This window comes from Rickettsia endosymbiont of Ixodes pacificus, from assembly GCF_000965155.1.
In the GTDB taxonomy this organism is placed as follows: domain Bacteria; phylum Pseudomonadota; class Alphaproteobacteria; order Rickettsiales; family Rickettsiaceae; genus Rickettsia; species Rickettsia tamurae.
In genome coordinates, this window is the sequence record NZ_LAOP01000001.1 from 877,260 (window position 1) to 904,123 (window position 26,864).

Below are 26,864 nucleotides of genomic sequence, written 5' to 3' on the forward strand. Positions count from 1 at the left end.
GTCCTTTTTTAATTTTTTTCTAGATATAGCTAGACCATAGTAAATAGGTACATACTATGCTAATATATATGTTATAAATGATAATAAATAAATTATGGCAAGCAGTTACAGTTACGATTTAAGAATGAAACTATTCAAAGCTCTAGATGATGGGCTCTCAATTGTTAAAGCATGTAAAATATTCAATATAGGTCGTAACACTATATATAGATGGAAAACTCTTAAATGGGAAACAGGAGATATAAAAGCAAAACCTTATGGTCCAGCAAAGGGTTATAATGCAAAAATAAATCTCAAAGAATTTGAAGAATTAATTATCAATAATCATGATAAAACAGCTAAAGAATTAAGTATTATACTAGGTAATAGATTACAAAGAACTAGAATAAATTACTATAGAAAACTACTAGGGTACACTTATAAAAAAAAGTCATCTTCATCCCAGAAGGGATATTGGTTTAAGGAATGAATTTATAGAAAAGATACAGCAAATTTCTAAAGAAACTCTAGTATTCATTGATGAGTCAGGAATAGAAGATAATGCTTGTAGAGAATATGGATGGAGTATAAAAGGTACTAGATGTTATGGAAACAAAGTGTATCAACATAAATCCAGGATCAGTATGATAGCGGGGCTTCGTAATAATCAAATTATAGCGCCAGTAATATTTGAAGGAAATTGTAATAAAGAAATATTTACAACCTATGTAGAGACTATATTAACTAAAGAATTACATCCTGGACAAACAGTAATTATGGATAATATCAACTTCCATAAGAATAATATAATAAGAGAATTAATCGAGTCGGTTGGGTGCAGAATTTTATTCTTACCTACATATAGCCCAGACTTAAATCCTATAGAACATTATTGGTTTAAGATTAAGAACGAAATAAGAAAAGTTACGGGGCAATTCAAAGATATCAGTATGGCTGTAGAACACGTACTAAAGTTTATTTAACTGTACCTATTTACTATGGTCTAGCTATATAATTGACTATGAGGGATTATCACAAGAATTAGAACAAGCACGTAAAGTTTATGAAAATGAAAATAATATAATTAATTTGAAGAAGTTAGATAAAGAAGATTTAAAAGACGCTATATTCTCCGTAGCCGATAAAATAGAAGAATTTTTTCCGTTACTGCAAGAAATTAAAAATATTTTTATAAATGTACCTAACAATTCAGATTTTGAGCAACTTGAGCAATATTTAGTTGATGAAGTTATACGCAGTAAGTTTTATTTATTGTTAGAAAAATTTAACCGTTTGATGTCTGTAGCCTCTAATTCTTATAAATTTTATGAAAAAAAGAAGAAGCTAATGAATTACAACATGAGTTAAAAAGATTGAATAAACTCAAAAGAATAGTACAACAGCGTTATGAAGAAAAATCTGACAAAAAAATATATACCCGTCAAATTATGAAACTGCTTGATGAGCATGTTATTGTCGGTAATCTTACTAAGACCAATATTGTCAGCATTTTTGACAATAAAATATTTGAACAATTTATTGCTAGAACAAACGTTACAGATGGAGATAAGGCTCATCAAATTAATGCTCAGATACTATTAAGGATTATGTTAATATCGATCATGCCTTTTACCAAAATTCTCTACACTTATAAATAACGCAATAGCACAGTATCATAATAAACGCTTATCGTATAATGATTTTTTAAATAGAGTTAAAAAAATAAGTGCTGAATTTAAAAATGATGTGCCGAGTGAATTATGCAACAACAAAACAGTAATAGCTTTTTATAGAAAATCACTTAGTTTCTTACAAAATTAAACAGATCAAAATCAGCATGAAGCAAGTGTTAAAATTGCTCTTGATACCTATGAGATCATTAAGAAAAAATAATTGTTCATTGAACAAAAAACACTAAAATTTTAAATAAAATGAGAAATTCACTTGATGATTATTTTTTTTGATGTCGTTAAAAAAGAAATGGGGATTAATTTTAATACCGAAAATTTAAGTGATGTTGTGGAAAGCTTAATTGATTTTGCTAAAGATCATGAAGCTAAATGATTTGATTTAAATAACGCAAATAGCGAATTATTGCATAATTCGCTATTGTAGAATTTTTAAGCTATCAATATTTATATAATATCTGTAGTCGTATCGTAATATTTTCCTAATATGTCTAAAGCGTTTTGGTCATAGTCATTTTGATTAGCAGTGTGCCATACCGGTTCATAATTTTGATCTTTTAGATAAGCTGTTGTGTTTTCTGCTAATAAATTATTATCTAATGTACCGCGTTCATATGAAAGTGTATAAGAAATATTAGGTTTAATCGGAGCTTTTTGTATTTCTTGCTGAATATAATTATGCTGTAATTCGTTTGTATTGCCTATAATGTGGATATGAAATTTATGCGTCTGTTGTAAATTATATAGCTCTGTTAGCTTTTCAGGTTCTACTATGCACATAGCATTCCAGCATTTATCAAATGTTTCAAGATTGGTAATAGGAGTGCCGCCTGCGTTTTCAATTAATTTATTCATTTCTGTACGAAATTCTTCGGTAGTGATTTTACCGGTTTTATACTGATCTATTACTCCATTAGGTTTTTCTTCTTCTTTTGCCATAGTAGCAATATCCGGTATACTTAGTCCGCTATCTTCGCTAAATTTTATTATAGCGAGTTCTCTCTTAGTTAAAATTACTTGAGAATATTTAAAAACATGAGCTTTTGTCATAATTAAGAGCCTATAAATTGTTGTATTAAAATATTAAAATTGTTAAATAAAAAAATCAATAGCTGAATTGTAATTAAATACTATAATATTAAGAAGCTATATTTAGGGTAAAAAATGAGTTTAAAATCCGCTTGGCTTAATACTCCTCTTGGTTCAATGCTGGCAATTAGTGATGAAGAGAGGCTTTATTTGCTCGATTTTGCTGAAAGTAAAGGATTAAATTAAAAGACTTAAAATTAACGCAAAATCGGCTATTACTGAAGATCGCACTAGACCGATTCTATCAATTGAAGAGGAGCTAAAATTGTACTTTAACGGTACTTTAAAAAATTTAATACTTCGATATATCTTTCAGGAAGCGAATTTCAAAAATTAGTATGGCAAGAGCTAACAAACGTACCTTACGGTGAAACAAGAAGTTACTTCACTCAAGCTAAATTAATAGGTATGGAAAGATCTTATAGAGCTGTTGCAAATGCTAACGGAGCAAATAAATTTGCTATAATTATTCCGTGTCACCGCATCATCAATAATAACGGTGAGCTTGGCGTTTACGGTTCAGGGCTAGATCGTAAAAAATGGCTCATTGAGCATGAGAGACAGAATTATTAAATAAAAAATCAATACCTGAATTTCGGTTACAGGGGTTTTAAAAAGTTCATATAATATAATTATAAATTTATATTATAGGATAAATTAATATGTTTAATGAGCTTCAAAGACAAGAATATTATCAGGCATTAATTAATAAAGATGACAGGTATGAAAATATCTTTTTTGTAGCGGTTAAAACAACAGGAGTATTTTGTAGACCGACTTGTCCTGCACGGAAACCTAAATTTGAAAATTGTGAATTTTATAAAACTGCTAAGGAAGCTTTGCATGCTTCATATAGACCTTGTCAGCGTTGCAAGCCTCTTTCACATCCTTGCGAAGTTTCGGATTTAGTTTGTACTCTTGTTAATGCTATTGAGCTTAATCCTGCTAAACGATGGAAAGATAGTGATTTTGATGAGTTATCAGTAGATGCTTCTACAGCACGTCGCCAATTTAAAAAACGTTTCGGTATGACGTTTGTAGAATATGCAAGAGCAAGGCGTATGGGTATTGCGATGAAGCAAATTCGCATGGGTGAATCGGTAATTAATACACAAATTGATATGGGTTATGAATCAAGTAGCGGTTTTCGAGATGCTTTCTCTAAAATAATGGGAGGACCGCCGACAAAATTTAACCTGCATTTAAATATTTTAAAAGCAGCTTGGTTAGATACGCCTCTTGGTGCTATGATTGCAATTAGCGATGAAAAATTACTTTATTTATTAGAATTTGTTGATAGAAGAGGTCTAGAGCTGGAAATTGAAAGGCTAAGAATTAAGACGAAATCTGCTATTATTCCTGGAAGTACTGAACCAATTTTAATGATTGAAGAGGAGCTTAAATTTTACTTTACCGGTACTTTACAAAAATTTAATACGCCTATATATCTTTTAGGAAGCGAATTTCAAAAAATGGCTTGGCAAGAATTAATTAATATACCTTACGGTGAAACACGAAGTTATTTAAATCAGGCTAAAGCTTTGGGCAAACCTACTTCTTATAGAGCTGTTGCAAATGCTAACGGTATGAATCAGTTAGCAATAATTGTTCCTTGTCATCGTATTATTAATAGCAATGGCGAACTTGGAGGATATGGCGGGGGATTACATCGTAAAAAATGGCTTATTGAACATGAGAGAAAATTTACAACAAATTAGAAATATTTTACTTGAGAACGCTACTATTCCTTTAGAACGTAGAACGCTGTTCTTTAAAACTAGGAAAGGAGAGTATGGAGAGCATGACCGGTTTATTGGGGTTACCGTACCGACTTTACGTAAAATAGCTAAAAGTTATTATAATTTAGATGTGGGGGATTTAAGCCGCCTTATTACTTCAGAATTTAATGAAGAGAGATTTTTAGCGTTAGCTATTTTGATTATGCAATATCAGAAAGCACAAGATAAAGAGTTTTTTTATAATTTTTATTTAAACAATATAAAACACGTAAATAATTGGAATTTAGTGGATGCTTCAGCCCATCATATAATTGGAGCTTATTTATGGGATAAAGAAAAGGATTATCTTTTTACATTAACAAAATCGGAAATTCTTTGGGAAAGACGAATAGCTATAGTTGCTACTTGGTATTTTATTAAAAATAATGAGTTAGATACGACTTTTGAAATAGCAAAATTACTCTTAAACGATAAACATGATTTAATGCATAAAGCAATAGGTTGGATGCTACGTGAAGCAGGCAAAAAAGATGAAAAGCAGTTAATAGATTTTTTGGAGCGTTATATTATTACAAATGCCAAGAACTATGCTACGTTATGCAATAGAGAAATTTCCTGAAGAGGTGCGTAAGAATATTTTGCAAAAAAATAACTTATGCTAATATCCTATTTTAATTTATCATAGGTACTATTATGCTAAAAACTTTATTAGTTGGTTTTATAACTTTAATTTGTGCAGTAAGCTATGCTGATAACCAAACAGCTCAAAATCCTAATTCTACAAATTCTTCTTCTGATCAGCTCGATGATCTATTACCTGCAGAGGCAGCCGTTAACTTTGCACAGCCTTGGGCAAGACCTACAACAAATGTGCAAGGTAAAGTTAGCAATTCTGCTATGTATTTTACATTAATAAATAGTAGAAGTAAGAGTTATAATTTAGTGAATATATCTTCAGATAAGATAAGTGGAATAGAAATTCATCAAACAATTAATGATCAAGGGGTTAGTAAAATGGTAAAAGTGGATTATCCATTTTCAATCGCCGGTAATATTAATGTTGATTTTAAGCCTGGTGGCATGCATATTATGCTTTATGACCCAAAAGTAGATTTAAATGTAGGAGATGAGTTTAAAATAACCTTTTTCTTTGATGACAATACACGAAAAACAGTGGATGTTAAAGTAGCAAATGACAATCCGTATAATACAACGGGGAATTGAAGGTTATTGTTGCATGGTTCACTCTTCTATGTCATTCCCGCGAAGGCGGGAATCCAGAAAAAATAATCTTAATATTGATATAAAAAATTAAACCTAAAAAAACAAGTTTTTTATAGGTTTTACTGGATTCCCGCCTTCGCGGGAATGACATAGGAAACTATACACATGACCCTAGAAATTACCGGAAGTGAGTTAATTAAATCTAAACTTATAGATGCTCCTGAACGTTCAGGGGTTTATCGAATGTTTGACGTTAACAAGCAAGTTATCTATGTCGGTAAAGCTAAAAATTTAAAGAAACGCCTTACTAATTACATTAAAAGCGATTTAGATAATAAGACGCTTCGGATGATTGCAAATACTTGTTTTTTAGAGTACAGCATCACTAATTCCGAAGTTGAAGCACTACTTTTAGAAGCACAGCTAATCAAAAAATTTCAGCCGAAATTTAATATTCTTCTTAAGGACGACAAGTCTTTTCCTTTCATCAAGTTACGTTTAGATCATGATTTTCCGCAATTGCTAAAATATCGAGGTAAAACTCTAAATGACGGAAAATTTTTCGGTCCTTTTGCCTCACCTACGGAAGTTAATACTACTTTGACCGAACTACAAAAAATTTTTAAATTACGTTCCTGCACGGATAATTGCTTTAATTCACGCACTCGCCCTTGCTTACAATATGAAATAAAACGTTGTTATGCTCCTTGCGTCGGTAAAATAAACAAGGAAGACTATAGAGACTTAGTAACGCAGGTAAAAGATTTCTTACAAGGTCGTACTAAAGAACTCCAAGAGAACTTATCTAAAAAGATGGAAGAGCTAAGTAGTCAGATGCGTTTTGAAGAGGCGGCAGAAATCAGAGACCGTATTAAGGCACTTAGTTATGTGCAGCTTAAGGCAGGTGTTTCAGATATTGTTAAAGACGCAGATATAATCGCTATTGTAGAAAAGAACGGACATTATTGTGTAGAAGTGTTTTTATATAGGGCAGGGCAAGCATGCGGTAATATTCCTTATTTTCCTACTTCTACCGAAAATAGTACTAAAGAAGAAGTATTAGAATATTTTTTATTACAATTTTATCAAAAACAACAAGTGCCTGCGGAAATTATAATTAATCATGAAATCAATGATAAAGAGAATGTGATAGAGGCGATTAAGAAAATCAATAATATTACTAAACTCAATATTATAATACCTATTAGTGGAGGTAAGGCCAATCTAGTTCAGAACGCCGCAATAAATGCTTTATTCTCTCTAGAGCAATATTTGAAGAAATTTGCAAAAAATCAAGAGATTATGCTTGAAATCAAAGAGCTATTTGGTCTTTCTGAAATTCCTGAAAGAATTGAGATTTATGATAATAGCCATATTCAAGGTAAGTTTGCGGTTGGTGTTATGGTAGTTGCCGGTAAAGCCGGTTTTGATAAAAAGGAATATCGGGTTTTCTCATTGTCCTCCCGCACTTTCCCACTGTCATCCCGCGAGCTTGTAGCGGGATCCAGTACATTAATAAACAATCTGGATCCCCGCCTTCGCGGGGAGGCATTGTTGCGTAGACCGGTAAAATCCACTGTGTCACCCTGTGGCTTGACCACGGGGTCCATAAAAACAATAAAAAATACTAATAATTTTAGTATTTTTAACTGGATCCCGTGGCTTGACCACGGGATGACAGAGGTAAAATTGATCCACGCAACAATGCCTTGCGGGGATGACATGACTAAAGGTGACGATTATGAAATGCTTCGGCAAGTTTTAACACGAAGATTAACTAGACTTAAGAATGAGCCGCATAAATTGCCAAACTTAATGATTATAGACGGCGACAGAGGGCATTTAGGCATTGTTAAAGAGGTAATGGATAAATTTGAAATGAATATTCCTTTTGTTTGTATGTCGAAAGGAGTAGATAGAAATGCCGGTCTTGAACAATTCCATATGACAGGTAAAGAAGTATTTACTTTGGATAAAAATTTGCCGATTATGAAATATTTACAAATCTTACGAGATGAAGCTCATAATTTTGCCATAAAGAATCATAGATTAGGTAGATCACGTGCTATAAAAATATCAAGCCTTGACGATATAGAGGGCGTAGGTGAAACTCGTAAAAAAGCATTGCTGCATTATTTCGGTTCATACAAAGCAGTATGTGATGCAACCATAGATGAGCTTGCTAAAGTAAACGGCATTAGTAGGTCACTTGCCGAGATGATTTTTAGAGCGTTGCATAAGGATTGATGAATAATTACTCATAATGTCCCCACATGCTAAGTATTTTTATAATTTTTTTATCTTCTAATATTTCATAAACTAATCTATGTTGTAAATTAATTCTTATAGAACGTTTACCAACTAAATTACGATAAAGTTTTTTACTATTTAATGGCATTGAATTTATTGTTAAGGATTTATATAAATTTTCTGCTTTATCGGCTAATTTAGCTGCTTTTAAATTTTGTATATATTCAATTGCTTTTTTTGTGTACAGTATAGTATATATCATTTCCATGCTTCTTCATGACTAATACATTCTTCTAACGGTTCTTTACTAGCTTCGAGAATTACTTTCTACTAAGCCTGGTTTAGAGTACAAATATAAAGTCTCTTGCAACCCTTCGTAATCTTGTTCTGATATGATTACCGCATTATTACGTTTTCCCTTTATATAAATAGGTTCATGAGTTTTATTTGTCTCATCAATAAGAGTGAATAATTTAGCTCGTGCTTGCGAGCTTGTATAAATAGCCACAATATTATCTCTAAAAAAGTTGTATACTCAAGTGTACCATATTATGTACGTAATAGCAATAATTGCAATAACTGTTTTGGGTATCAGCTTTATATAGAAAAAAGTATATATAACTCATGATATGGAACTGGTAGAATAAGGATTGGCCTAACTTTGAATATGATCAGAAACATATATTAGATTTAGAGAAAAATTTTGTTAAAAATAGCGGTATTCTTTTAGGAGCAACTAAATATCTTTCAGAAGCAGATCAAAATAACTTAATTGTTATGCTTGCAAGTGACGAAGCATTGAATAGTTCTGAAATTGAAGGTGAATATCTAAATAGAGCTAGCGTACAATCTTCTATAAAGCGTTACTTTAATATAGCAACGGATAATAGGAAAGCCTCACCTGCAGAAACCGGCATTTCCGAATTGCTAGCCGATATGTATTATTCGTATAAGCAGCTCTTAAGTCATGATTGTTTGTTTCGTTGGCATGAAATATTAACTAACGGTAGAAGAGATTTGGGTGCTATAGGAAAATATCGTACTAACGCAGAGACTATGCAGGTAGTATTAGATTGCGAGGAAATTACGTAAGTAATTGACTAAGCAAGGAAGAAAAAAAATGCTATGCATTTTTTTATTATTTTTCTGGATTGCCACGCAGCCTATGGCTGCTCGCAATGACGTTTCGTCCTAAAATAAATATTATCAGACTTGTCATTGTCCCTATAAATACTCCTTTCAGGTTAAAATATTTTAGGTATAAAGAATAATATTCCCACGTTAAAAAAGTAGCTGCTCCGCCGAGTGATGATAAAGCCATTGCGGTTTTAGATGTTCTGATACCAAAAAGTGTTGTTATTAACGGTACTAATATTACCGGTCCCCAAAAACCGGTAAAGAACACTACTAAGTCAATTACATTACTAAATTTTAAAGCTACAATTATTGCAAAACTTCCTATTATAACGTTAATAATTCGAGCAATTAATAATAATTTTTGCTGATTTTTTACTTTAAGTGTAGGGTTAATTATGTCCTTAACGAGAGCTATAGAAGTAACGTTTAAATCAGAATCGGCAGTAGACATAACGGCAGCTAAGAGGCCGCTCATTACTATCCCTTGAATTAAAGTCGGGATGATTTGGTTGATTAAATAAGGTAATACTAAATTTGACGGTTGGTTTGGATAAAGCTTATAAGCAATTAAACCGTTTAAAGTAATGCAAATCAAGAAGAAAAAATATATAGCAGATTTTGCATATATTGCTTTAGTTGTTTGCGTAGGATTTTTATTAATTAAAGCTCTTTGGATAAATGTAGGATATAGATTCATGACGCTAAAGCTTAAAGCTGCTGCAATTGTATAAGAAAGTAGGTTGCTCTGATCAAAATTCGTGCTTGATAAGCTACCGATAAAATCTACAAAATTAACTTTATTTAAACTGATAAAAGTTATGGTTGGTATAGCGATTATCATCGCCAAAAATTGTAGTAAATTAGTAAAAACAATAGATTGTAAACCGCCTATTGTAGTATATATAAGTACTATACTATAACTTAAAATTACCCCATTTACATAATTTATTTCTAAGATATATTGAAAAATATAGCCGCTTACGCTTATTTGAGCAGCCAAAAACCCCACTGAAACAATGACTGAGCTAACACCGCCGATAAAACGACCGATATTACCGTAATATGTACTCATAATGTCGCCGATACTTTCAGCTCCGTAATGTTTGGCAATTAAAGGCACTATATAGATCGCAATTAATATATCTATAGGTATTGTAAGTATAAGAGCGTAAGCATAATATTCATGCCCCAAAAAAGCCTTTTCCATAATGCCGAAAGTGGTAGCTCCTCCGACAGAGCTTGCAAATATCGTAGCTATTAATAACAGCTTACTATTTTTCGCTTTACTTTCGACATTTGCATAGTTCTTAAAACTACTATGTTTAGCTCGGTAATATATACCAATGAGTAGAATAGATATTAGATATATGAATACAATAACATTATCTATAGGTATTTTAAGCATAAATTAGGTTAAGTTTTTAAATGACATTCACTATAGGTTATTATTTTTTAATGTACTATAATTAATTTAAACTTCAGATGCAGAACCTAAAATGGTAGTACTATATTTTTCATAAATATCTTTATCAGGATTTATATATATTATCTTGATGCTCTATAAACTTATTTTCTTTTTTACTTAATAGCTCCATTGGCGTATAAGTGTTATCATTATCTTGGTCTAAAGTTTTTTTACTATTTTTACAATATTCTTGTATTTTTAAAATAGCTAATATAGCAAAAATTACACAACAAATTGTTACTACTCCGTCTTTAGTGAATGATAAAAATGTTGAAGTAATTGAAGAATTACCGGACGGCATGTTTGAATCTTCTTTATCGAACATCATAAACCCGGCAGTATGTATTGTTGGTCCTAAAGCATATGAAGTAAAGTTTCTTAAATTAGCTTCAAAGTTAGCATTAATAATACAATCTTCAGTAGTATTAAAGCCTATAAAAGCCGGTATATTTGAATCTTTTATTATATTTCCGATAACATCGTATAGCTCGCCGAAAATAGAAATCGTATTATTTGAGAATATTTCAAAACTATCATTAAATATAAAGCTTATTTTGTATCCGGCTTTTATTATAGAGTTAATAGTATGTTTAGCTTCTTTCGGACATTTTCTCATTAAAATTCTTGCCCAGTTATGAATTCTATAATTTGAGTTGTCTTCACATTCTTCAAAATCTATAAGGGTATTAGTAGTATTATCTTTCATAAATGCATGATAGGGTACGGAAGTAAATAGCTTGTCGCCAATATTAAACAAATAAGGTAAAGGAAAGTTTGGTTGATAACTTCCGAGTTATCTAAGTATCGTGGCTATACATTCAAATTGCGGCATAATTAACCTTTATTTATGTTCAAAACAGAGTAATTATTAATAAAAATTAATAAATCAATATTTTTTTGTATATTAAGCTTTAATTGTATGTACAGAATATTTAGATATGTAAGTATCGCAAGTTAATAAGGTTAAACCTTCTACTATTGCTTGGGCTATCAATAGTCTATCAAACGGGTTTTTATGATATAAAGATAAATTTTCAATATAAGTGCTATGTGCTATAGAAATCGGTAATTTTTGAAATTCATTAGCCTCAATGGCTTTTTCTAGGTCATTTGGAGCTTCTAGTTTTCCTAAAGATTTTTTAATAGTAATCTCCCATGTATTTACACTGCTTACGAAAATTATATTATTAGGATTAGCTATAATTTCTGCTATTTTATGCGGCAAGGTTTTATCATTATTTAGCCACTGCAATAAAATATGTGTATCTAATAGGTATTTCATCTGAGACAATTACTTAAAAAAATCCATAAAATCATCGGGTAAATCATCAAAATCCTCTTTTACAACAACTTTACCTTCCCAATAGCCGGGTTTACGCCGTTGTTTCTTAGGATTATATTGTATAAGTTTGACGGTAGGCTTGCCTGATTTACATATAATTATTTCTTCGCCGTTTGCAGCTAATTTTATTAATTCGGATAAATGAGTTTTTGCATTGTGAATGTTAACTATTTGCATTTTAAACCTTTAAATTTTTAATTGATTTAAACTAGCTTAGTTTAGTTCAGTTTAAAATATATGTCAAGATTTTAAATGTTAAGTTATTAGGGCATTGTAAAATAAAGAATGATATCGTCATTGCGAGCGACTGAAAGGAGCGTGGCAATCTCAGGATTTTGGCACGAGATTGCTTCGTCAATTGCTATGCAATTTCCTCGCAATGACGGAAAAACCGATCCATGCAACAATGCCAGTTCGCAATGACAATAAAGACACAAGTTAATAATTTAACTCCTACCTGTTAAAAACGCTTGACTACGTTATATTCCTATAATATCCTATAATTTTCCATTAAATCCCAAATTAACCCAAATTATACCAATGAATGTATTTTTATCTAAGTATGTAAATGGTGTTGATAAAAAGAGTAGGGTGTCGGTGCCGGCGAATTACCGTGCGGTACTAGGGAAAGAATTATTTAATGGTGTGATTGCTTATCCGTCGATTAGGAATAATTGTATTGAAGCATGCGGTATTTCGCATATCGAGAAATTAAGGCAGATGATAGAGACGCTTGATCCTTATTCCGAGGAGCGTGATGCCTTTGAGACTATGATATTCGGGGAAGCAGTGCAGCTTTCCTTTGATGGTGAGGGAAGAGTTATATTGCCGCAATCTTTAATGAAGCATGCAGGAATCGAAGAGCAAGCATGTTTTGTAGGTAAAGGGGTGATTTTTGAGATTTGGCAGCCGCAGAATTTTGAGAAATATTTAAATTCCGCTCAAAAAATTGCTCATGAAAAGCGTTTAACTCTAAGGAATGCTCATTAATGATACAATCTCATGTGTCTGTAATGCTAAATGAAATGTTAGAGGCCTTAAGCCCAAAAGACGGTGAGTCTTATTTAGATTGTACGTTTGGAGCAGGAGGATATAGCAAAGCAATATTAGAAAGCTGTGACTGTTATATCACAGCTTTGGATCGTGATCCGAACGTGATTAAAAGAGCCGAAGAAATTAAGCAAAATTACGGTGAGAGGTTTGATTTTATAGAAACGAATTTTGCGGATAGCTTTACAAAACTTAAGAAAAAAAATTTTGATGGGATAGTGCTGGATTTAGGCGTTTCATCAATGCAGTTAGATATAGCAGATAGAGGATTTTCGTTTTTGCATGACGGACCGCTTGATATGCGTATGAGTGGGCAGGGACTTAATGCCGAGGAGTTTGTAAATACGGCAGAGGAAAAAGAGCTAGCTGACGTAATTTACAAATACGGAGATGAGAGCTTTTCACGAAGAATTGCTAGGAGAATCGTAGAATATAGAAAAACGGCGAGAATTGATAGCACGGACAAGTTAGCCGAGATTGTTAGAAATAGTATAGGATTTAGAAAAGGCAAAATTGATCCTGCCACTAAAACCTTTCAAGCCATTAGGATTTATATAAACGATGAGCTTGGGGAGTTAGAGCGGTTTTTAGCGAATGTAAAAAATATATTAAAGAAAGACGGACGTTTAGTTGTGGTGTCTTTTCACTCTTTAGAAGACAGGATAGTTAAGAATTTCTTTAAAGAAAATTCAGAAAAGCCGGTAGCAAGGTCAAAATATGCTAAAGACGATATGGCAATTGATCCAGATAAATGGCTTAAGATTATTACTAACAAAGCTCTAGCACCGTCAGATAAAGAAGTAGGGCTAAATATTAGAGCGAGATCGGCAAAACTTCGAGCAGCAAAAGCGATATATGAGTAATTAATTATGAGTATAAGAAAGTTTCACTATTTAACATTATTGATAACAATTATAGCAATATGTAGTTTGTTCAGCATAAAGGAGCGAGTCTCAACTCTTGATTATCAATTAAGTAGCGTTGTAAAACAGATAAATAGTGAGAATAATAATATTCATATTTTAAAAGCAGAGCAAGCTTATCTACTTTTGCCGGCTAGATTGGAAAAACTTGTGGCAGCTTATTTAAAATTAGAAACAGTTAAATCTTATCAAATGATAAAAGATCCGTTAGGGCCAAATATCAATCAAAATATTAAATTTAATCATAATATTAGTATTTCAAAGAGTAGTAAATGGCGTTACAAAAGAATTACGAATAATAAGTATATACAGACTGTTTCGAGTAGGACGAAGCCTTAAACGTCATTGCGAGCGGACATTGTTGCGTGGACCGGTAAAACCCACTGTGTCACCTCGTGTCTTGACCACGGGGGCCATAAAAACAATAAAAAATACTAATAATTTTAGTATTTTTAACTGGATCCCGTGGTCAAGCCACGGGATGACAGAGGTAAAATTGATCCACGCAACAATGCCTCCTATCATGACGGGATCGCTACCCACTTAAAACACCATAAATAACATATGAAACAAATTTTGGAAAAATGGAAACCTGCAATTAAAAGTCTGATAATTTGGAATGTTTGTAGTAAAAATACAAAAATCCGATTATTAATGGTTATTTGTGGCTTTTCTTTTCTTTTTTGTACTTTATCTTACCGGTTAATAATCGTTGCTACAAATGTTTACGATAAAAACCAAAATTCTTTTAAAAAAAATCATCAATTTAGAAAAGAAATAGTTGATCGAAACGGTAATTTATTAGCCGTTAACCTACCTTCAGCATCATTATTTGCTAATCCACAAATAGTACTTGATCCTGAAACTTCCGTAAAAAAGCTAGCAGAAATTCTACCTGATATTAATAAGGCTAAATTACTTGCAGAACTTAAGTCAAATAAAAGCTTTATATGGGTAAAAAGAGATTTATTACCTAGTCAGCAAGAAAAGATAACTAGCCTTGGGTTACTTGGTTTTGAATTTGAAGAAGAGCAGAAACGAATTTATACATTTTCTAATTTATTGTCGCATGTTGTCGGTTATGTAGGTAGAGATTCGGTAGGGCTTAGTGGCTTAGAACTCGCTTACGATAAATATTTAACTAATTCTGATTATGAATTAAACGAACCAAAGAATCGGAAAGAACCACTTCAATTATCTATTGATATCAGATTACAAAGTATTTTAAGTGAAGAGATTGATAAAACTTTAAAGCAATTTAAGGCTATAGGAGCAGTAGGTATTATTGCCGATCCAAATAACGGCGAGATTTTAGCATTAGTAAATAAGCCTGATTTCGATCCTCATCATCCGAGTTTAGCAAAACCGGAAGAGTTGTTTAATATAGCAAGTCTCGGCATTTACGAAATGGGTTCGGTATTTAAGGCATTAACTATGGCAGTCGGTTTTGATACCGGAGCAATAAATATGAATGATGCTTATGATATAAGCTATATGAAAGTAGGAGGATTCCAGCTTAAGGATTATACGCCAAGGCAAGGGTGGCATAGTGTACCTGAGATTTTTCTATATTCTTCAAATATTGGCACAAGTCAAATTATGCTTGAAATCGGTAAAAGCAATTTTAAAAAATATCTAAAAAAATTAGGTTTATTAGATCAGTTACAAATAGAATTACCTGAACGAGGTACTCCGTTATTTCCTTCCGAGAAAAGATGGAATGAGTTAACTAGTGTTACTATGTCGTACGGCTACGGCATTTCGATTAGTCCTTTGCATTTTGTTAGAGCAATGTTACCGGTTGTTAACGGCGGTACTTTATATGATCTTACTTTATTAAAAAGAAAAGATGAAAAAGTAATAGGTACAAAAGTTTTTAGTGAAAATACCTCTACCCAAATGAAGAAATTATTTAGATCGGTAGTAAAAGAAGGTAACGGTAAAAGAGCAGAGGTCAAAGGCTATCTTATCGGTGGTAAGACCGGTACGGCAGAAAAACTTTCACAAGGTGCAGGGGGTAAAAAGAAATATCTAAAAAATAGTAGAGCTTCATCGTTTTTAGGAGTGCTACCTGCATCTAACCCGCAATATGTTATTTTTATTAGATTTGATGAACCAAAGCCCACTAAAGAAAGCTTTGGCTTTGCAACGGCGAGCTGGACGGCTGCCCCTACTGCCGGTAGAGTGTTTGAACGTATGATATCTTTATATGGTTTAGAGCCGATAGAACAAAGTGAAGAGGAAAATTAAAAATATTACTTAATAACTATAGATTTCGTCATTGCGAGCAGGCATTGTTGCGTGGATCGAAAAACGCATTCGGTGTCATACCGTGGTCAAGCCACGGTATCCAAAAAACAATAAAAAATACTAAAATCATTAGTATTTTTAACTGGATCCCCGCTTTCGCGGGAATGACATAAAACGGTCTGTACAACAAAGCCTAATTTTCCTCGCAATGATAAGTATATAAGCTAAAAAGGAGGTTTTTATGTCAAAAAATAAAAATATAACAGATAAACCTAATATACCTAATCCCACGGCTTAAGTCTTTTGATCCTACGATAACAAGAAATAATATTATATCAAAACAGCCATTTTTCTCCACCACAAGTATGTAATCCTAGTTGTTGTGAGTTATTGTAGAGTCCATATTCATTTTTTAAAACTGTACAAAATAGAAAATTAATTTATATTTTGTATACGGTTGATATGGTTATTGGGTGGATACCAAATCGTCATTGCGAGAAAGTATTGTTGCGTGGATCAATTTTACCTCTGTCATCCCGTGGCTTGACCACGGGATCCAGTTAAAAATACTAAAATTATTAGTATTTTTTATTGTTTTTATGGACCCCGTGGTCAAGCGAACTAGGTGACACAGTGGGTTTTACCGGTCCACGCAACAATGCCTTGCGAGGAGCCGTAGGCGACGCAGCAATCTCATGAAATAATAACAAACTCCTGAGATTGCTTCGTCAATTACTTTGTAAGTTCCTCGCAATGACGAAAAAACTGATCCATATAACAACTACAAACAAAACACATAACAAAAAACTATTTATGTTAAAGATAAAACAGGAAATATATAAAAATAGCTTACAAATAATATTGAAATTGCTGTTTGCTTTATTATGTTTTTTTATAATATTATTTCCGTTGGTGAGTTATAAAATAAATATTCAAAGCAGAATTTTCCCAGCGATGGAAATTATATTTATTTATTATTTTATGTCGTTATATTCCTTAAATATTTTTAGCATATTTTCCCTCGGTCTATTAATAGATCAAGTAAGCGGTATGCCTATCGGTACAAATTCGTTAGTTTTTTTGTCGGCATATATAATATATAAACTCTCTTCAAAATTTTTTATAGCTAAAAACTATTTGATAAATTTTGTTGTTTTTTGTGTTTATTGTTTATTTATATTGAATTTTAAATATTTACTAGTAACAATCAAGAAGCTAGAAGCAGACGGATATTTAATAATTTTCTTTCAATTTTTAACAACTATATTTTCTTATAATATAATTCGTCTTATACTTGACTCTCCTATGAATTACTTTAAAAAGTATGCTAAATAAAAAAATACTACATGGTGAGTTAATTTCACGAAGGGCCTTTATAATAGGATTAGGTAAACTCGGATTTTTATCACTGCTTGGAATAAGAATGTTTTATTTACAGCTTATTAAAAGTGAAGAATATAAGACTTTATCAGATAAGAATCGTATTAATTTTGTTGTACTTTCTCCTAGTAGAGGAAGAATTTACGATTTAGACGGCAATATTTTAGCTACTAATAACCCATGTTATCAGCTAGTAATAGATAGGAGCATTAATAATAATTATAGGGACGAATTAGAAATAATTAGTAATATTTTAAATTTATCTCCGGAAAAATATAATTATATTAAGCAAAAAATTAAAAAATCTAGTCGCCACACTCCTTTAATAATACTTGATCAGCTTGATTGGCAGCAAGTATCGATGATTGAAGAACAAAAGCATAAACTGGCTTCGATATTTATTGATATAGGATATTTAAGGTTTTATCCTTTTTCAAGCACTACTTCTCATTTAATCGGTTATCTCGGTCAGATAAATGAGCAAGAGAAGCAAGAGTTAAATATACATAGTTTAAGTGATTTTAATATCGGTAAATCCGGTATTGAAAAATATTACGATAACAAGTTACGAGGAGAATTCGGTTATAAAAAAGTTGAAGTAAATGCTTACGGTAAGCAGGTAAGAGAAATAGCAGGAACCCCTACTAAATCAGGCGAAGATATGTATTTAAATATCGATGCGTCTCTTCAGGAAAATATACAGCAATATTTAAATCCTAAAGGTTCTTCGGCAATAGTTATGGATACTAGAACTGGAAACATACTAATTTGTGCTTCCACACCGGGTTTTGAATCAAATAATTTCAGTAAATTATCGGAAAATTATTGGCAAAGTTTAATGAGCGATCCTTATAAGCCTTTAATTAATAAGGTAATACAAAGCTCGTATCCCCCAGGTTCGGTTTTTAAAATAATTACCGTACTTGCAGCCCTTGAAGTAGGCATTAATCCTAATAAAACCGTTTTTTGTGACGGTAGCTCTGCTCTTGGTACTAATAGCTTTAGATGTTGGAATCATAGCGGACACGGGACGGTAGATATGATGTCTGCTTTAAAGCATTCTTGTAATATTTATATGTATGAATTAGCAAGAATAGTAGGTCCAGATAAAATTCTTGAAGTTGCAAGAGAATTTGGCCTCGGCTCAAAAACCGGTATTGATTTAGCTCCTGAAAGTAGCGGGTTTGTACCGTCAAAAGAGTGGAAAAAGAAAAAATTAAAGCTTCCTTGGTCAATAGGGGATAGTTTTAATCTAGCAATCGGACAGGGATTTCTAGGGGTGACACCAATGCAGCTTGCAAGGTTTATTACGGCTATTGCAAGTAACGGCAAGCTATATACTCCTAGAATATTAAAAAATGATCCGGAATTTTATAATGTCAATATTAAGCCCGAAAATATCAAAATAATACAAGAAAGCTTGTATAATACCGTTAATGTTGCGGGAGGTACGGCGTATTATAATAGAATTTTAGGCGAAAATAGGCAGCTCGCCGGTAAAACTGGTACTTCCCAAGTACAAGGTAAACTAAATGCTAAAGATGATTTAAGCCGTGATTCTATAGCTTGGGGAAGACGTAATCATGCCTTGTTCTTAGGCTTTGCTCCTTATCACGATCCTCGTTATTCCGTCACCGTCTTTGTTGATCATGGTGGAGGGGGTAGTAAAGCCGCCGCTCCAATAGCTAGAAAAATCATGTCGGATGTGCTGGATAAGTATTTATAGCTTTTTTCAGTATTATGTGTCGTGATGTGTTATCAATTAAATATAGGTCAAAAGATGGCAAGACTTAATTTAAGTATTCCGGACGAACTAAATAATAGTTTAGCATGGTCAGCAAAAAACTTAGACAGATCAAAAGGGTAATATAGTACGTAAAGCAATTGAATATTATCTACAGGAAATGCAAGAAGATATAGAAGACGCTAAAATTGCTTTACAAAGAATTAACGCCCCTGATTTTAAAACTTATACTACTGATGAAGTTAGGGAATGACATAAACAAGCTATACAATAACGCCTTTAGTCGTTCGCAAGGCATTGTTGCGTGGACCGGTAAAACCCACTGTGTCATCCCGTGGTCAAGCCACGGGATGACCCAGAGGTGAAATTGATCCACACAACAATGCCTGCTTGCAATGACGATTTGGTATCCACGCAACAATACTATCTTTATGTAATTATATCTTAACTCATATTAAAAAATACCTTATTTTATTTAGTAGTTTGTGTTATTAATAACTAGGCTCTGTGAAAGAAAATTAAATTAGTCTATTTTTGCTATTTTTTGCTGTAAATCATAAGATTTTTTTGAAATAGGAACAACTATCCTCTCAAGAATCTTATTAATTTTCTTCACAAAACCTAGGAATTATTATAGAGGTATATATGTCTAAGAAAAAGCAGGACGATCAAATAATAAAAGAATTAGAAGAAAGACTAGCAAAACTTAAAGGCACTCCTCCAACACTTGAAGAATTAGAAGAAAGGTTTGCAAAGCTCCAAGATAGACCTTATACCCCCACAAAAAAATTCGGTAATGAAGTAGACGATCTAATTGAGCAGATGCAATCTGAGCTTAAACTAGAACAAAAAAGTAAAAGCCTCAATGATCAAAAAGACCAAGCAATACGTGATAGGCTAGATAAATTAAGAGAAGACAGCCCTATAACGCAAAAAAAGACACCTATAGATCTTTCTTTTAATGATACTAAATCAATAATTACCGATACTATAGATGCTCAGGCAGATATAGCTAGTTTATATGCTAATCGATCTACCGAGCTAGAAGAGAAAAAAGCATTACTTCATTTAGCTAATAATCTAACTGAAGCTAGAGATATTATTAGGGATATACCCTCTATATCTAAAGAATATGAGCCTAAAATATTAGATGTTATCGCTAGTGGGTTAGGTAAAATTTATGAAGGAATAAAGAAAATAGCTTCGCCTGCAGTTAATATTATAAAAGAAATAGTTAGCAGTCTTGTTAATTCGATTAAATCATTTCCTCAAAAATCTTCCAAACAACAAATAAAAGAATCTAAAATAAAATTAAAGAAGTTATATAAAACATATGTTGATTTGAAAGGAGTAAAGCCAAAGATAAAAGAAGAGTTTCTTAAAAAACATTATGAGCGAATTGATCAGCTACAAACTCCTAAGGAAATATTTGTAGAAACTGCCAAAATTACTAAATCTATAAGGATAGCCGGAAAACAAAAGATAAATAATCTTAAACAACAACAAATTATCAATAGAATGAAGAAGCAAAGTCCTACTGCTTTTATAAATAATAATTCATTTACACCCTCTAATACACCTACTAATAAAGAAAAATCTTCAAAGAGCAACCAAAGGTAAATTCTATGTCATTCCTGCGGGGTATTGTTCGTGTGGATCAAAAAATGGATTCGGTGTCATACCGTGGCTTGACCACGGTATCCAAAAACAATAAAAAATACTAAAATTATTAGTATTTTTAACTGGATTCTGCGATCAAGTCGCGGAATGAACAGCGGTGGAATTGATCCATGCGGGAATGACATACTGAATGTTCGTATAGGGATCAAGGTATTTAAAGATATCCACCCCTTTCATTCCGCTTGTCTTAGCTTTATCAAATGAAGTATCTTTAATTGTTGCTTCGGTAAAATCGGCATTTGTTAGGTCAGAGTTACTAAAGCCCGCCTGATCAATTTTAGCTGATTTAAATATGCTATCTGTTAATATTGAGTTTGAGAAATCTGTTTTAGTAAGTATTGCAGAAGAAAAATTAGCTTCTTTTAGAATAGAGTTTTTTATTACCGTATTTGTTAAATTAGTATTTTTAAAGATATTATTTGAAAAATCTACTCCATTAAATACTAAACTACTTAAGTCAAGATTTGTTAAATTTATATTTGTTAAGTTAGTTATTTTTTGCAAATCTTTTACCGAACTTATTACTATATTATTTGGTGGAATTTTACTCGAATTATCGCTATTTAAAATAATATTATTAAAAACGTTAGTATTAATAAAACCGGAATATGCTTGGTAGTTAATATTATTTATTTGTGAATTAGAAAGGACGGAGTTAATAACCGTAGTATTTGTTAGATTAGAATTTATTAGAGCTACTTGGTTTAAATTACCTAAAGTAATTTTAACATCTGAAAAATTTACGTTTTGTATTAAAGATTTAGAAAAATTTACATTATTAAATTGCCCATTAGTTATATTTGAGTTTATTATTTCACTGCTGTTTAAGTCAGTATTAATCACTATAAATTGTTTAAAATCATTATTGCTAAAAATAATATTAGTATAACTAATATTATCTAAAGTAATATTTGAGCCTTTAGTTTTATTAATCCTTACAAAATTAGCATTACTATTTTTTATTGATAAATTATTAAATTTATTATCGTTTAGACTCATATTATTTAATATAGCATTATCGATTTTAAAATGATTTAAAACTGAACTACTAATTGTGCTATTTTGTAAATCACATTTAGTAAGGCTAATATTTTGTAATGTTGAATCTTTAAAGGAAGCGTATGAAAAGAAAGAGTTATTACTTTGTACGTTATTAAAGTTTACTTCATTAAAAATACTTTGTGTGAAGTTGGAATCCTTAATTATTACTGCTGTTAATTTAGTTTGACTTAGGTCGCTAGATTCAAAATAATTATTAGTAAAATTGGTATTATTTATTACACTTTTTTCTAAGTCCGTACCGTAAAATATTGAATTTGTTATATTAGTATTTTTAAAGCTATTATTCTTTAGGTTAGCTTTTTGAAAATTAACACCGTCGATAGTATTATTGCTCCATAATACATGACTAAATTTAGAATTTTCAAAGTTGACATTTATTATAGTAGTTTTATTAAAAGCAGTATCACTAAAATTTGATTGAACGAAATTTGTATTTTGTAATGTTATATTGTTAAAAATTGAACCTTGAAAGTCGGAATTATATCCGGAAATATTTTTTATTACCGAATCTGCAAAATTACTTTCTTGAATTATAGCATTTGTAAGTATAGCTTTTTCTAAATTACTACCCGCAAAATCAGCACGTAATATTTCGCAGGAAGTTAAATCTATTCCTGATAAATCTTCATTTATTAGCTTTATTCCTATTAATTTTACTCCTTTTAAATTTGAACCGAACTTCTCTTTAAGGTTCACTTTAAGGTTTTTAGAATTTTGCGATATTATATAATTTCGAATTACCGTGCTTTGGCTATCTGTAAGTAATCCATTTGCATCACGAGTAGATTCGGAACAGCTGCTTAATAACAAATAAATAGTAATTATCGATACGACTTTAAGCATTTGCTTCCTCATATTCTTCTTCATTTATTCTATTTGTAGGAGGTATATGTAAGCTTAATAATTTTAATTTACGATGCAAAGCCGATCTTTCCATACCGACAAATGAGGATGTTTTTGAAATATTATTATTAAAACGACTCATTTGTGCCGATAGATATTGACGTTCAAAAACTTCCCTAGCTTCTCTAAGTGGCATAGATAACATATCAAAGCTATCTTCAAGTTTTGTGAGATTAGCACTATTGGCTAATATTTCCGAAGGTATCATATAAGGTTTGATAATTTCATTATTGCTTGTAGTTAACGGATTCATAATTAAAGTCCATTCAACAACGTTACGTAATTGTCTAATATTGCCTGGCCATTCATAGGATTGAAGAGCTGCAATAGTTTCATCTGCAAAGCTACGCTCTTTTAAACCTGAAAATTTTGAAAGTTGCTTAACAAAATATTTAACGAGTAGCGGTATGTCTTCTTTCCTTTCATATAATGAAGGTACTTTTAGAGAGGATACATTAAGACGATAATATAGATCTTCTAGGAATTTGCCGTTATTAACTTCATCTTGGATATTTTTAGAAGTGCCGGTAATAATTTTTATATCAACTTTAATATTTTTTCCGCAAGGTTTTGTAATAGTTTGATCTTTAAGGAATTTTAATAATTTTACCTGGATAGGAATAGGAATATTACTGACCTCATCTATATATAAAGTACCGTTATTGGCGAATTCTAAGATAGTAGGGCGTTTATTATTATTTTCCTGCTTTTCCGATTCGCCGAATAATTCTTGATTAATTTTTTCTGTAGTCATACAGGTAGGGCTGAAAATAATGAACGGATTATTAACCCTTTTAGATTGTTTATGAATTAACCTTGCGGCAAGTTCTTTACCGCTACCGACTTTACCGTGAATCATTATACGACTGCTAGAGCTAGCTGCCTTTTCTATTTCCATTTTATATTTTAAAGTTACCGAACAGCCGCCTACTAATTCAGTTTTATCTATAACCTTTGATTTTAAATCTATATTTTCACGTTTTAATTTCGTTACTTCACAAGCTCTTTTAAGTAAAATAACTAATTTATCATTATTAAACGGTTTTTCTATATAATCGTAAGCCCCCATTTTTATAGCATTTACAGCTGTTTCTATAGTGCCATGACCGCTAATAATTATTACCGGCATTAAAGGATAGCGTTTTTTAATTATCTCTAAAATCCCAAGCCCATCAATTTCGCTTCCTTGAAGCCAAATATCAAGTATAACTGCAGAGACCGGTTTTTCGGAAAGTATTTTAAGGGCTTGAGTACTATTAGCGGCAACCTTAGGGTTAAAACCTTCATCTTTCAAATTTGCAGCAATGAGATTTCGTATACTCTCTTCATCGTCTACTATTAAAACATCTAGTTGTGACATTACAATTTACCTTAAAAATATTAATCAAAACCTAAATATATACGTTAATGCCGAATGTAAAAGAAAGCAACATTTTTTTATAACATTTTTGTCACAATAGCTATTTTAGTGTAAAGGTTGGCTAAGATTACATAATATTAAAATTATTTAAGGAATTTTAATTAATTTTATTTGCAGTTTGTAGTGTTATAAATGATTATATATAATGAGTGGTGTGTTGATACCGAAATCGTCATTGCGAGCGACCGTAGGGAGCGTGGCAATCCAGTAAAATCATTTTACTGGATTGCTTCGTCAAAACTTACAGTTTTTCCTCGTAATGACGGAAAAACCGATTTAAAAAATTATGCTTAACATCTTTTTAATTATTATTTCATTATTTATTTGCTTAATAACCTACCTATTTATCAGAAAAACGGATATTTTTACAAATTTATTGATTTTAAATAGCTTCACGACTTTAGCGAGTTTATTTATTTGCTGTTTAGGTTTATACTCAGGAAATAGTTCATATTTAGATATAGCAATTATTTATTTTCTTTTAAGCTTTATAGCCACAAACGGTTATTTAAAATATTTCATAAATGAATCGAATGAAAACAAAGCAGATTGATACGATAATCTTAGGATGTGGTTTGAGCGGCATGCTAACGGCACTTTCTTTTGCACAAAAGGGTATAAAAACTACTATATTCGAGAGTAAATCGGTAAAAAGCCCGGAGTTTTTTAAAGATATAAGAACTACTGCTTTAACGCCGCATTCTAAAAATTTCTTATTCTCTATTGATATATGGGAAGAGCTTAAGAAGTTTGTGGCAGAAATGCAAGACGTATATGTAGTAGATAATAAGGCTTCAGAGATATTAGACTTACGAAATGATGATGCTGTACTTGGATATGTGGTTAAGAATAGCGATTTTAAAAAAATATTATTGTCAAAAGTAACTAATAATCCGTTGATAACCTTAATTGATAATAATGAATATCAAGAAGTTATAAGTCATAGTGATTATTCAATTATAAAATTTGATGATAAACAAATTAAATGTAATTTATTAATTATATGTGACGGAGTAAATTCAAAAGTAAGATCTCATTATTTCGCTAATGAAATTGAAAAACCTTATCAAACAGCTCTTACATTTAATATTAAGCATGAAAAGCCGCATGAAAATTGTGCTATGGAGCATTTTTTGCCGCTTGGTCCTTTTGCTTTGTTACCTTTAAAAGATCAATATAGCTCTTCCGTAATATGGTCAACTTCTGCTAGTCAAGCTGCTTTAATTGTTAATTTGCCTATAGAAGAAGTCAGGTTTTTAACTCAAAGAAATGCCGGTAATTCCTTAGGTAAAATTACTATTGATAGCGAGATTAGTAGCTTCCCGTTAAAAGCCCGTATAGCAAATAGATATTTTCATAACCGTATAGTTCTTATTGCAGATACTGCCCACACAGTACATCCGCTCGCCGGACAAGGGCTTAATCAAGGTATAAAAGATATAGAGACTTTGAGCATAATCGTTAGTAATAATGGTACATTACAAGAATATCAAAAGCTAAGGCAAGACGATAATTTTATTATGTATAAGTTGACTGATGAGTTAAATAATATTTTCTCAAATTATTCCAAAAATTTAAGATGTATAAGACAAATAGGGTTTAAGGTGATAAGTAATTTTAAACCTATAAAAAACTTGATTACTAGCTATGCGATGGGAAGACGATAAGATGTTAGTTTTTGTTGTCATACAGTGGCTTGACCACGGTATCTAGAAAAACAACTTATAGCGTGTATTCTTTGACGTTTTTACTGGATACCGTGGTCAAGCCACTGTATTACATAGGAGTGTTAATACCTAAAAAAGTTAGAGAGCATTCATGAGTAAAGAAAATTTAAGTAGTAAATCATCTATTAATACTCCTGAAGAAGGAATAAAAAATGTAGCAGAAGATAATAAGCTTAAATCTTCAATAAATACCCCTGAAAGAGTAGAGCCTTTAGAAGCAGCACAAACAAAAGCTTCTGAGTCTCCACAGGAACGGCAATCGCAAAATAAGCCAGCAGGAAAAAGAACGCTGAAAGAGGATACGGCACTTTACGGTGCTAGAGTTGCTCGTGCCGGAATTGCTGTAGGTTGGGGTAGCTGTAGAAGTAGTAAAGGGAGTTAGTAAAGTTGCCATTACCCATGATCTTACTCATATAGCAGACGGAGTAGTTAATGTCGGAGAAAAAGCTTATGATCCGGTTGATAAACTTCAGCAAGGTGCAAAAATTAAAGAAAAAGGTTCCCCAAGTCCCGGTTTAGCCGATAAGGCATTAAAAATCAGGACACTACCCGGTGGTGAAACTGCAGCAAATGTTCTAGAGAAAACATATAAAACATTAGGTAGTAAAGCAGTAAGACGTGCGGCTAGAATTGGCGGCGTCGCAGTGTCGTTAGTCCTTAATCCCACTCCCGTCGGGGTTGGGCTTGCTGCACTTTCTTTATCAGCTGTTGCTTACAATGTTGGAAAAGAAACTTTAGAAGTAAAAGAAGATAAGCGTTTAGATAGAAAGAAAAAAACTTTAGAAAATATTAAAGCTAATTATGTGAAGCAA

26 protein-coding genes and 8 pseudogenes are annotated in these 26,864 nt (G+C 31.8%); 22 read left to right on the forward strand and 12 right to left on the reverse strand.

What is annotated here, in order from left to right; genetic code table 11:
- Window positions 1–94 precede the first annotated feature (94 nt).
- The 3 genes from REIP_RS09570 to REIP_RS12485 all read left to right on the forward strand — a co-directional run bounded on the left by REIP_RS09570 (window position 95) and on the right by REIP_RS12485 (window position 1,637).
- A protein-coding gene (locus REIP_RS09570; RefSeq protein ID WP_156147374.1) for an IS630 family transposase occupies window positions 95–962 on the forward strand; the annotation gives its coding sequence in 2 pieces (ribosomal slippage) (window positions 95–421 and window positions 423–962; 867 coding nt in all).
- A 106-nt stretch (window positions 963–1,068) separates the two neighbouring features.
- Window positions 1,069–1,347, forward strand: a complete 279-nt coding sequence (locus REIP_RS04710; RefSeq protein ID WP_231569234.1) for a hypothetical protein — start codon at window positions 1,069–1,071, stop codon at window positions 1,345–1,347.
- A gap of 5 nt (window positions 1,348–1,352) precedes the next feature.
- Window positions 1,353–1,637 carry a hypothetical protein gene (locus REIP_RS12485; RefSeq protein ID WP_231569235.1) on the forward strand — a complete coding sequence of 95 codons (285 nt, stop codon included), beginning with the start codon at window positions 1,353–1,355 and terminating at the stop codon, window positions 1,635–1,637.
- Window positions 1,638–2,114: 477 nt separating this feature from the next.
- Here REIP_RS12485 and REIP_RS12490 read toward each other — a convergent pair whose 3' ends face one another.
- Window positions 2,115–2,717: a hypothetical protein gene (locus tag REIP_RS12490; RefSeq protein ID WP_231569353.1), complete on the reverse strand. Its 603-nt coding sequence runs from the start codon at window positions 2,715–2,717 to the stop codon at window positions 2,115–2,117.
- 114 nt (window positions 2,718–2,831) lie between these two features.
- Here REIP_RS12490 and REIP_RS04730 point away from each other — a divergent pair.
- The 6 genes and pseudogenes from REIP_RS04730 to uvrC all read left to right on the forward strand — a co-directional run bounded on the left by REIP_RS04730 (window position 2,832) and on the right by uvrC (window position 7,966).
- A pseudogene (locus tag REIP_RS04730) lies at window positions 2,832–3,329 on the forward strand (methylated-DNA--[protein]-cysteine S-methyltransferase).
- 89 nt (window positions 3,330–3,418) lie between these two features.
- A pseudogene (locus REIP_RS12495) lies at window positions 3,419–3,889 on the forward strand (bifunctional transcriptional activator/DNA repair enzyme AdaA); the annotation flags it as partial.
- A gap of 36 nt (window positions 3,890–3,925) precedes the next feature.
- Window positions 3,926–4,474: a methylated-DNA--[protein]-cysteine S-methyltransferase gene (locus REIP_RS12500; RefSeq protein ID WP_231569334.1), complete on the forward strand. Its 549-nt coding sequence runs from the start codon at window positions 3,926–3,928 to the stop codon at window positions 4,472–4,474.
- A complete protein-coding gene (locus tag REIP_RS04740; RefSeq protein ID WP_231569236.1) occupies window positions 4,449–5,114 on the forward strand; it encodes a DNA alkylation repair protein in 666 nt (221 codons plus the stop codon). The genes REIP_RS12500 and REIP_RS04740 overlap by 26 nt, the downstream gene beginning before the upstream one ends.
- A gap of 74 nt (window positions 5,115–5,188) precedes the next feature.
- Window positions 5,189–5,719 (forward strand): copper chaperone PCu(A)C, encoded by a 531-nt coding sequence (locus REIP_RS04745; protein WP_037213583.1) that lies wholly within the window; start codon window positions 5,189–5,191, stop codon window positions 5,717–5,719.
- Between the two features lie 165 nt (window positions 5,720–5,884).
- Window positions 5,885–7,966 carry an excinuclease ABC subunit UvrC gene (gene uvrC, locus REIP_RS13670; protein WP_045803952.1) on the forward strand — a complete coding sequence of 694 codons (2,082 nt, stop codon included), beginning with the start codon at window positions 5,885–5,887 and terminating at the stop codon, window positions 7,964–7,966.
- A 7-nt stretch (window positions 7,967–7,973) separates the two neighbouring features.
- Here uvrC and REIP_RS04755 read toward each other — a convergent pair whose 3' ends face one another.
- Complete coding sequence (locus REIP_RS04755) at window positions 7,974–8,231, reverse strand: type II toxin-antitoxin system RelE/ParE family toxin (RefSeq protein ID WP_045804327.1); 258 nt, start codon at window positions 8,229–8,231, stop codon at window positions 7,974–7,976.
- Window positions 8,228–8,477, reverse strand: a pseudogene (locus tag REIP_RS04760) (type II toxin-antitoxin system Phd/YefM family antitoxin). The gene REIP_RS04755 and the pseudogene REIP_RS04760 overlap by 4 nt, the downstream one beginning before the upstream one ends.
- A gap of 149 nt (window positions 8,478–8,626) precedes the next feature.
- Between REIP_RS04760 and REIP_RS04765 the strand changes: the two are divergent.
- Window positions 8,627–9,061: pseudogene (locus REIP_RS04765) on the forward strand (DUF4172 domain-containing protein); the annotation flags it as partial.
- 46 nt (window positions 9,062–9,107) lie between these two features.
- Here REIP_RS04765 and REIP_RS04770 read toward each other — a convergent pair.
- The 4 genes from REIP_RS04770 to REIP_RS04785 form a co-directional block, all read right to left on the reverse strand.
- Window positions 9,108–10,511 carry a sodium:solute symporter gene (locus REIP_RS04770; protein ID WP_045803953.1) on the reverse strand — a complete coding sequence of 468 codons (1,404 nt, stop codon included), beginning with the start codon at window positions 10,509–10,511 and terminating at the stop codon, window positions 9,108–9,110.
- A gap of 124 nt (window positions 10,512–10,635) precedes the next feature.
- Window positions 10,636–11,277 carry a hypothetical protein gene (locus tag REIP_RS04775; RefSeq protein WP_045803954.1) on the reverse strand — a complete coding sequence of 214 codons (642 nt, stop codon included), beginning with the start codon at window positions 11,275–11,277 and terminating at the stop codon, window positions 10,636–10,638.
- 198 nt (window positions 11,278–11,475) lie between these two features.
- Window positions 11,476–11,853, reverse strand: a complete 378-nt coding sequence (locus REIP_RS04780) for a type II toxin-antitoxin system VapC family toxin (protein ID WP_045803955.1) — start codon at window positions 11,851–11,853, stop codon at window positions 11,476–11,478.
- A gap of 9 nt (window positions 11,854–11,862) precedes the next feature.
- Window positions 11,863–12,090 (reverse strand): type II toxin-antitoxin system Phd/YefM family antitoxin, encoded by a 228-nt coding sequence (locus REIP_RS04785; RefSeq protein WP_023508283.1) that lies wholly within the window; start codon window positions 12,088–12,090, stop codon window positions 11,863–11,865.
- A 363-nt stretch (window positions 12,091–12,453) separates the two neighbouring features.
- Between REIP_RS04785 and mraZ the strand changes: the two genes are divergently transcribed.
- The 5 genes and pseudogenes from mraZ (at window position 12,454) to REIP_RS04805 (ending at window position 16,136) form a co-directional block, all read left to right on the forward strand.
- Window positions 12,454–12,903: a division/cell wall cluster transcriptional repressor MraZ gene (mraZ, locus tag REIP_RS04790; protein WP_008580119.1), complete on the forward strand. Its 450-nt coding sequence runs from the start codon at window positions 12,454–12,456 to the stop codon at window positions 12,901–12,903.
- Complete coding sequence (rsmH, locus tag REIP_RS04795) at window positions 12,903–13,826, forward strand: 16S rRNA (cytosine(1402)-N(4))-methyltransferase RsmH (RefSeq protein WP_023508282.1); 924 nt, start codon at window positions 12,903–12,905, stop codon at window positions 13,824–13,826. Before mraZ ends, rsmH begins: the two co-directional genes overlap by 1 nt.
- Before the next feature lie 6 nt (window positions 13,827–13,832).
- Window positions 13,833–14,225 carry a hypothetical protein gene (locus REIP_RS04800; RefSeq protein ID WP_045803956.1) on the forward strand — a complete coding sequence of 131 codons (393 nt, stop codon included), beginning with the start codon at window positions 13,833–13,835 and terminating at the stop codon, window positions 14,223–14,225.
- 10 nt (window positions 14,226–14,235) lie between these two features.
- A pseudogene (locus REIP_RS10975) lies at window positions 14,236–14,403 on the forward strand (tRNA(Ile)-lysidine synthetase); the annotation flags it as partial.
- A gap of 47 nt (window positions 14,404–14,450) precedes the next feature.
- Window positions 14,451–16,136 carry a peptidoglycan D,D-transpeptidase FtsI family protein gene (locus tag REIP_RS04805; protein WP_045803957.1) on the forward strand — a complete coding sequence of 562 codons (1,686 nt, stop codon included), beginning with the start codon at window positions 14,451–14,453 and terminating at the stop codon, window positions 16,134–16,136.
- Window positions 16,137–16,164: 28 nt separating this feature from the next.
- Here REIP_RS04805 and REIP_RS10980 read toward each other — a convergent pair whose 3' ends face one another.
- Window positions 16,165–16,326: a hypothetical protein gene (locus REIP_RS10980; protein ID WP_156147426.1), complete on the reverse strand. Its 162-nt coding sequence runs from the start codon at window positions 16,324–16,326 to the stop codon at window positions 16,165–16,167.
- A gap of 388 nt (window positions 16,327–16,714) precedes the next feature.
- Entirely contained in the window at window positions 16,715–16,846 is a 132-nt protein-coding gene (locus REIP_RS13205; RefSeq protein WP_269429010.1) for a hypothetical protein, read from the reverse strand.
- A gap of 103 nt (window positions 16,847–16,949) precedes the next feature.
- Between REIP_RS13205 and REIP_RS04810 the strand changes: the two genes are divergently transcribed.
- Window positions 16,950–17,471, forward strand: coding sequence for a hypothetical protein (locus REIP_RS04810; protein WP_037213615.1), 522 nt, complete (start codon window positions 16,950–16,952; stop codon window positions 17,469–17,471).
- The gene (gene mrdA / locus REIP_RS04815; protein ID WP_045803958.1) at window positions 17,461–19,242 is read left to right on the forward strand and encodes a penicillin-binding protein 2; all 1,782 of its coding nucleotides are present in this window, start codon (window positions 17,461–17,463) and stop codon (window positions 19,240–19,242) included. The genes REIP_RS04810 and mrdA overlap by 11 nt, the downstream gene beginning before the upstream one ends.
- Before the next feature lie 211 nt (window positions 19,243–19,453).
- Here mrdA and REIP_RS10990 read toward each other — a convergent pair whose 3' ends face one another.
- Complete coding sequence (locus REIP_RS10990) at window positions 19,454–19,636, reverse strand: hypothetical protein (protein ID WP_156147427.1); 183 nt, start codon at window positions 19,634–19,636, stop codon at window positions 19,454–19,456.
- Window positions 19,637–19,905: 269 nt separating this feature from the next.
- Between REIP_RS10990 and REIP_RS04820 the strand changes: the two genes are divergently transcribed.
- Window positions 19,906–20,880: a hypothetical protein gene (locus REIP_RS04820; RefSeq protein WP_045803959.1), complete on the forward strand. Its 975-nt coding sequence runs from the start codon at window positions 19,906–19,908 to the stop codon at window positions 20,878–20,880.
- 222 nt (window positions 20,881–21,102) lie between these two features.
- Here REIP_RS04820 and REIP_RS04825 read toward each other — a convergent pair.
- Window positions 21,103–22,845, reverse strand: a pseudogene (locus tag REIP_RS04825) (pentapeptide repeat-containing protein); the annotation flags it as partial.
- The gene (locus REIP_RS04830; RefSeq protein ID WP_045803960.1) at window positions 22,838–24,265 is read right to left on the reverse strand and encodes a sigma-54-dependent transcriptional regulator; all 1,428 of its coding nucleotides are present in this window, start codon (window positions 24,263–24,265) and stop codon (window positions 22,838–22,840) included. The pseudogene REIP_RS04825 and the gene REIP_RS04830, both read right to left, overlap by 8 nt.
- A 346-nt stretch (window positions 24,266–24,611) precedes the next feature.
- Between REIP_RS04830 and REIP_RS04835 the strand changes: the two genes are divergently transcribed.
- The 4 genes and pseudogenes from REIP_RS04835 to REIP_RS13440 all read left to right on the forward strand — a co-directional run.
- Entirely contained in the window at window positions 24,612–24,878 is a 267-nt protein-coding gene (locus tag REIP_RS04835) for a monovalent cation/H+ antiporter complex subunit F (RefSeq protein ID WP_008580390.1), read from the forward strand.
- Complete coding sequence (ubiH, locus tag REIP_RS04840; RefSeq protein WP_045803961.1) at window positions 24,850–25,992, forward strand: 2-octaprenyl-6-methoxyphenyl hydroxylase; 1,143 nt, start codon at window positions 24,850–24,852, stop codon at window positions 25,990–25,992. The genes REIP_RS04835 and ubiH overlap by 29 nt, the downstream gene beginning before the upstream one ends.
- Window positions 25,993–26,143: 151 nt before the next feature.
- Window positions 26,144–26,345: pseudogene (locus tag REIP_RS09595) on the forward strand (2-octaprenyl-6-methoxyphenyl hydroxylase).
- 192 nt (window positions 26,346–26,537) lie between these two features.
- Window positions 26,538–26,828 (forward strand): annotated as a pseudogene (locus REIP_RS13440) (hypothetical protein); the annotation flags it as partial.
- Window positions 26,829–26,864 lie beyond the last annotated feature (36 nt).

Excerpts from the sequence above, each read along its gene's own strand:
- REIP_RS12490 (WP_231569353.1), bottom strand. The coding sequence starts at position 2,717 with ATGACAAAAGCTCATGTTTTTAAATATTCTCAAGTAATTTTAACTAAG.
- REIP_RS12500 (WP_231569334.1), top strand. The coding sequence starts at position 3,926 with ATGGGAGGACCGCCGACAAAATTTAACCTGCATTTAAATATTTTAAAA.
- REIP_RS04740 (WP_231569236.1), top strand. The coding sequence starts at position 4,449 with ATGAGAGAAAATTTACAACAAATTAGAAATATTTTACTTGAGAACGCT.
- REIP_RS04745 (WP_037213583.1), top strand. The coding sequence starts at position 5,189 with ATGCTAAAAACTTTATTAGTTGGTTTTATAACTTTAATTTGTGCAGTA.
- uvrC (WP_045803952.1), top strand. The coding sequence starts at position 5,885 with ATGACCCTAGAAATTACCGGAAGTGAGTTAATTAAATCTAAACTTATA.
- REIP_RS04755 (WP_045804327.1), bottom strand. The coding sequence starts at position 8,231 with ATGATATATACTATACTGTACACAAAAAAAGCAATTGAATATATACAA.
- REIP_RS04770 (WP_045803953.1), bottom strand. The coding sequence starts at position 10,511 with ATGCTTAAAATACCTATAGATAATGTTATTGTATTCATATATCTAATA.
- REIP_RS04775 (WP_045803954.1), bottom strand. The coding sequence starts at position 11,277 with ATGAAAGATAATACTACTAATACCCTTATAGATTTTGAAGAATGTGAA.
- REIP_RS04780 (WP_045803955.1), bottom strand. The coding sequence starts at position 11,853 with ATGAAATACCTATTAGATACACATATTTTATTGCAGTGGCTAAATAAT.
- REIP_RS04785 (WP_023508283.1), bottom strand. The coding sequence starts at position 12,090 with ATGCAAATAGTTAACATTCACAATGCAAAAACTCATTTATCCGAATTA.
- mraZ (WP_008580119.1), top strand. The coding sequence starts at position 12,454 with ATGAATGTATTTTTATCTAAGTATGTAAATGGTGTTGATAAAAAGAGT.
- rsmH (WP_023508282.1), top strand. The coding sequence starts at position 12,903 with ATGATACAATCTCATGTGTCTGTAATGCTAAATGAAATGTTAGAGGCC.
- REIP_RS04800 (WP_045803956.1), top strand. The coding sequence starts at position 13,833 with ATGAGTATAAGAAAGTTTCACTATTTAACATTATTGATAACAATTATA.
- REIP_RS04805 (WP_045803957.1), top strand. The coding sequence starts at position 14,451 with ATGAAACAAATTTTGGAAAAATGGAAACCTGCAATTAAAAGTCTGATA.
- REIP_RS04810 (WP_037213615.1), top strand. The coding sequence starts at position 16,950 with ATGTTAAAGATAAAACAGGAAATATATAAAAATAGCTTACAAATAATA.
- mrdA (WP_045803958.1), top strand. The coding sequence starts at position 17,461 with ATGCTAAATAAAAAAATACTACATGGTGAGTTAATTTCACGAAGGGCC.
- REIP_RS04820 (WP_045803959.1), top strand. The coding sequence starts at position 19,906 with ATGTCTAAGAAAAAGCAGGACGATCAAATAATAAAAGAATTAGAAGAA.
- REIP_RS04830 (WP_045803960.1), bottom strand. The coding sequence starts at position 24,265 with ATGTCACAACTAGATGTTTTAATAGTAGACGATGAAGAGAGTATACGA.
- REIP_RS04835 (WP_008580390.1), top strand. The coding sequence starts at position 24,612 with ATGCTTAACATCTTTTTAATTATTATTTCATTATTTATTTGCTTAATA.
- ubiH (WP_045803961.1), top strand. The coding sequence starts at position 24,850 with ATGAATCGAATGAAAACAAAGCAGATTGATACGATAATCTTAGGATGT.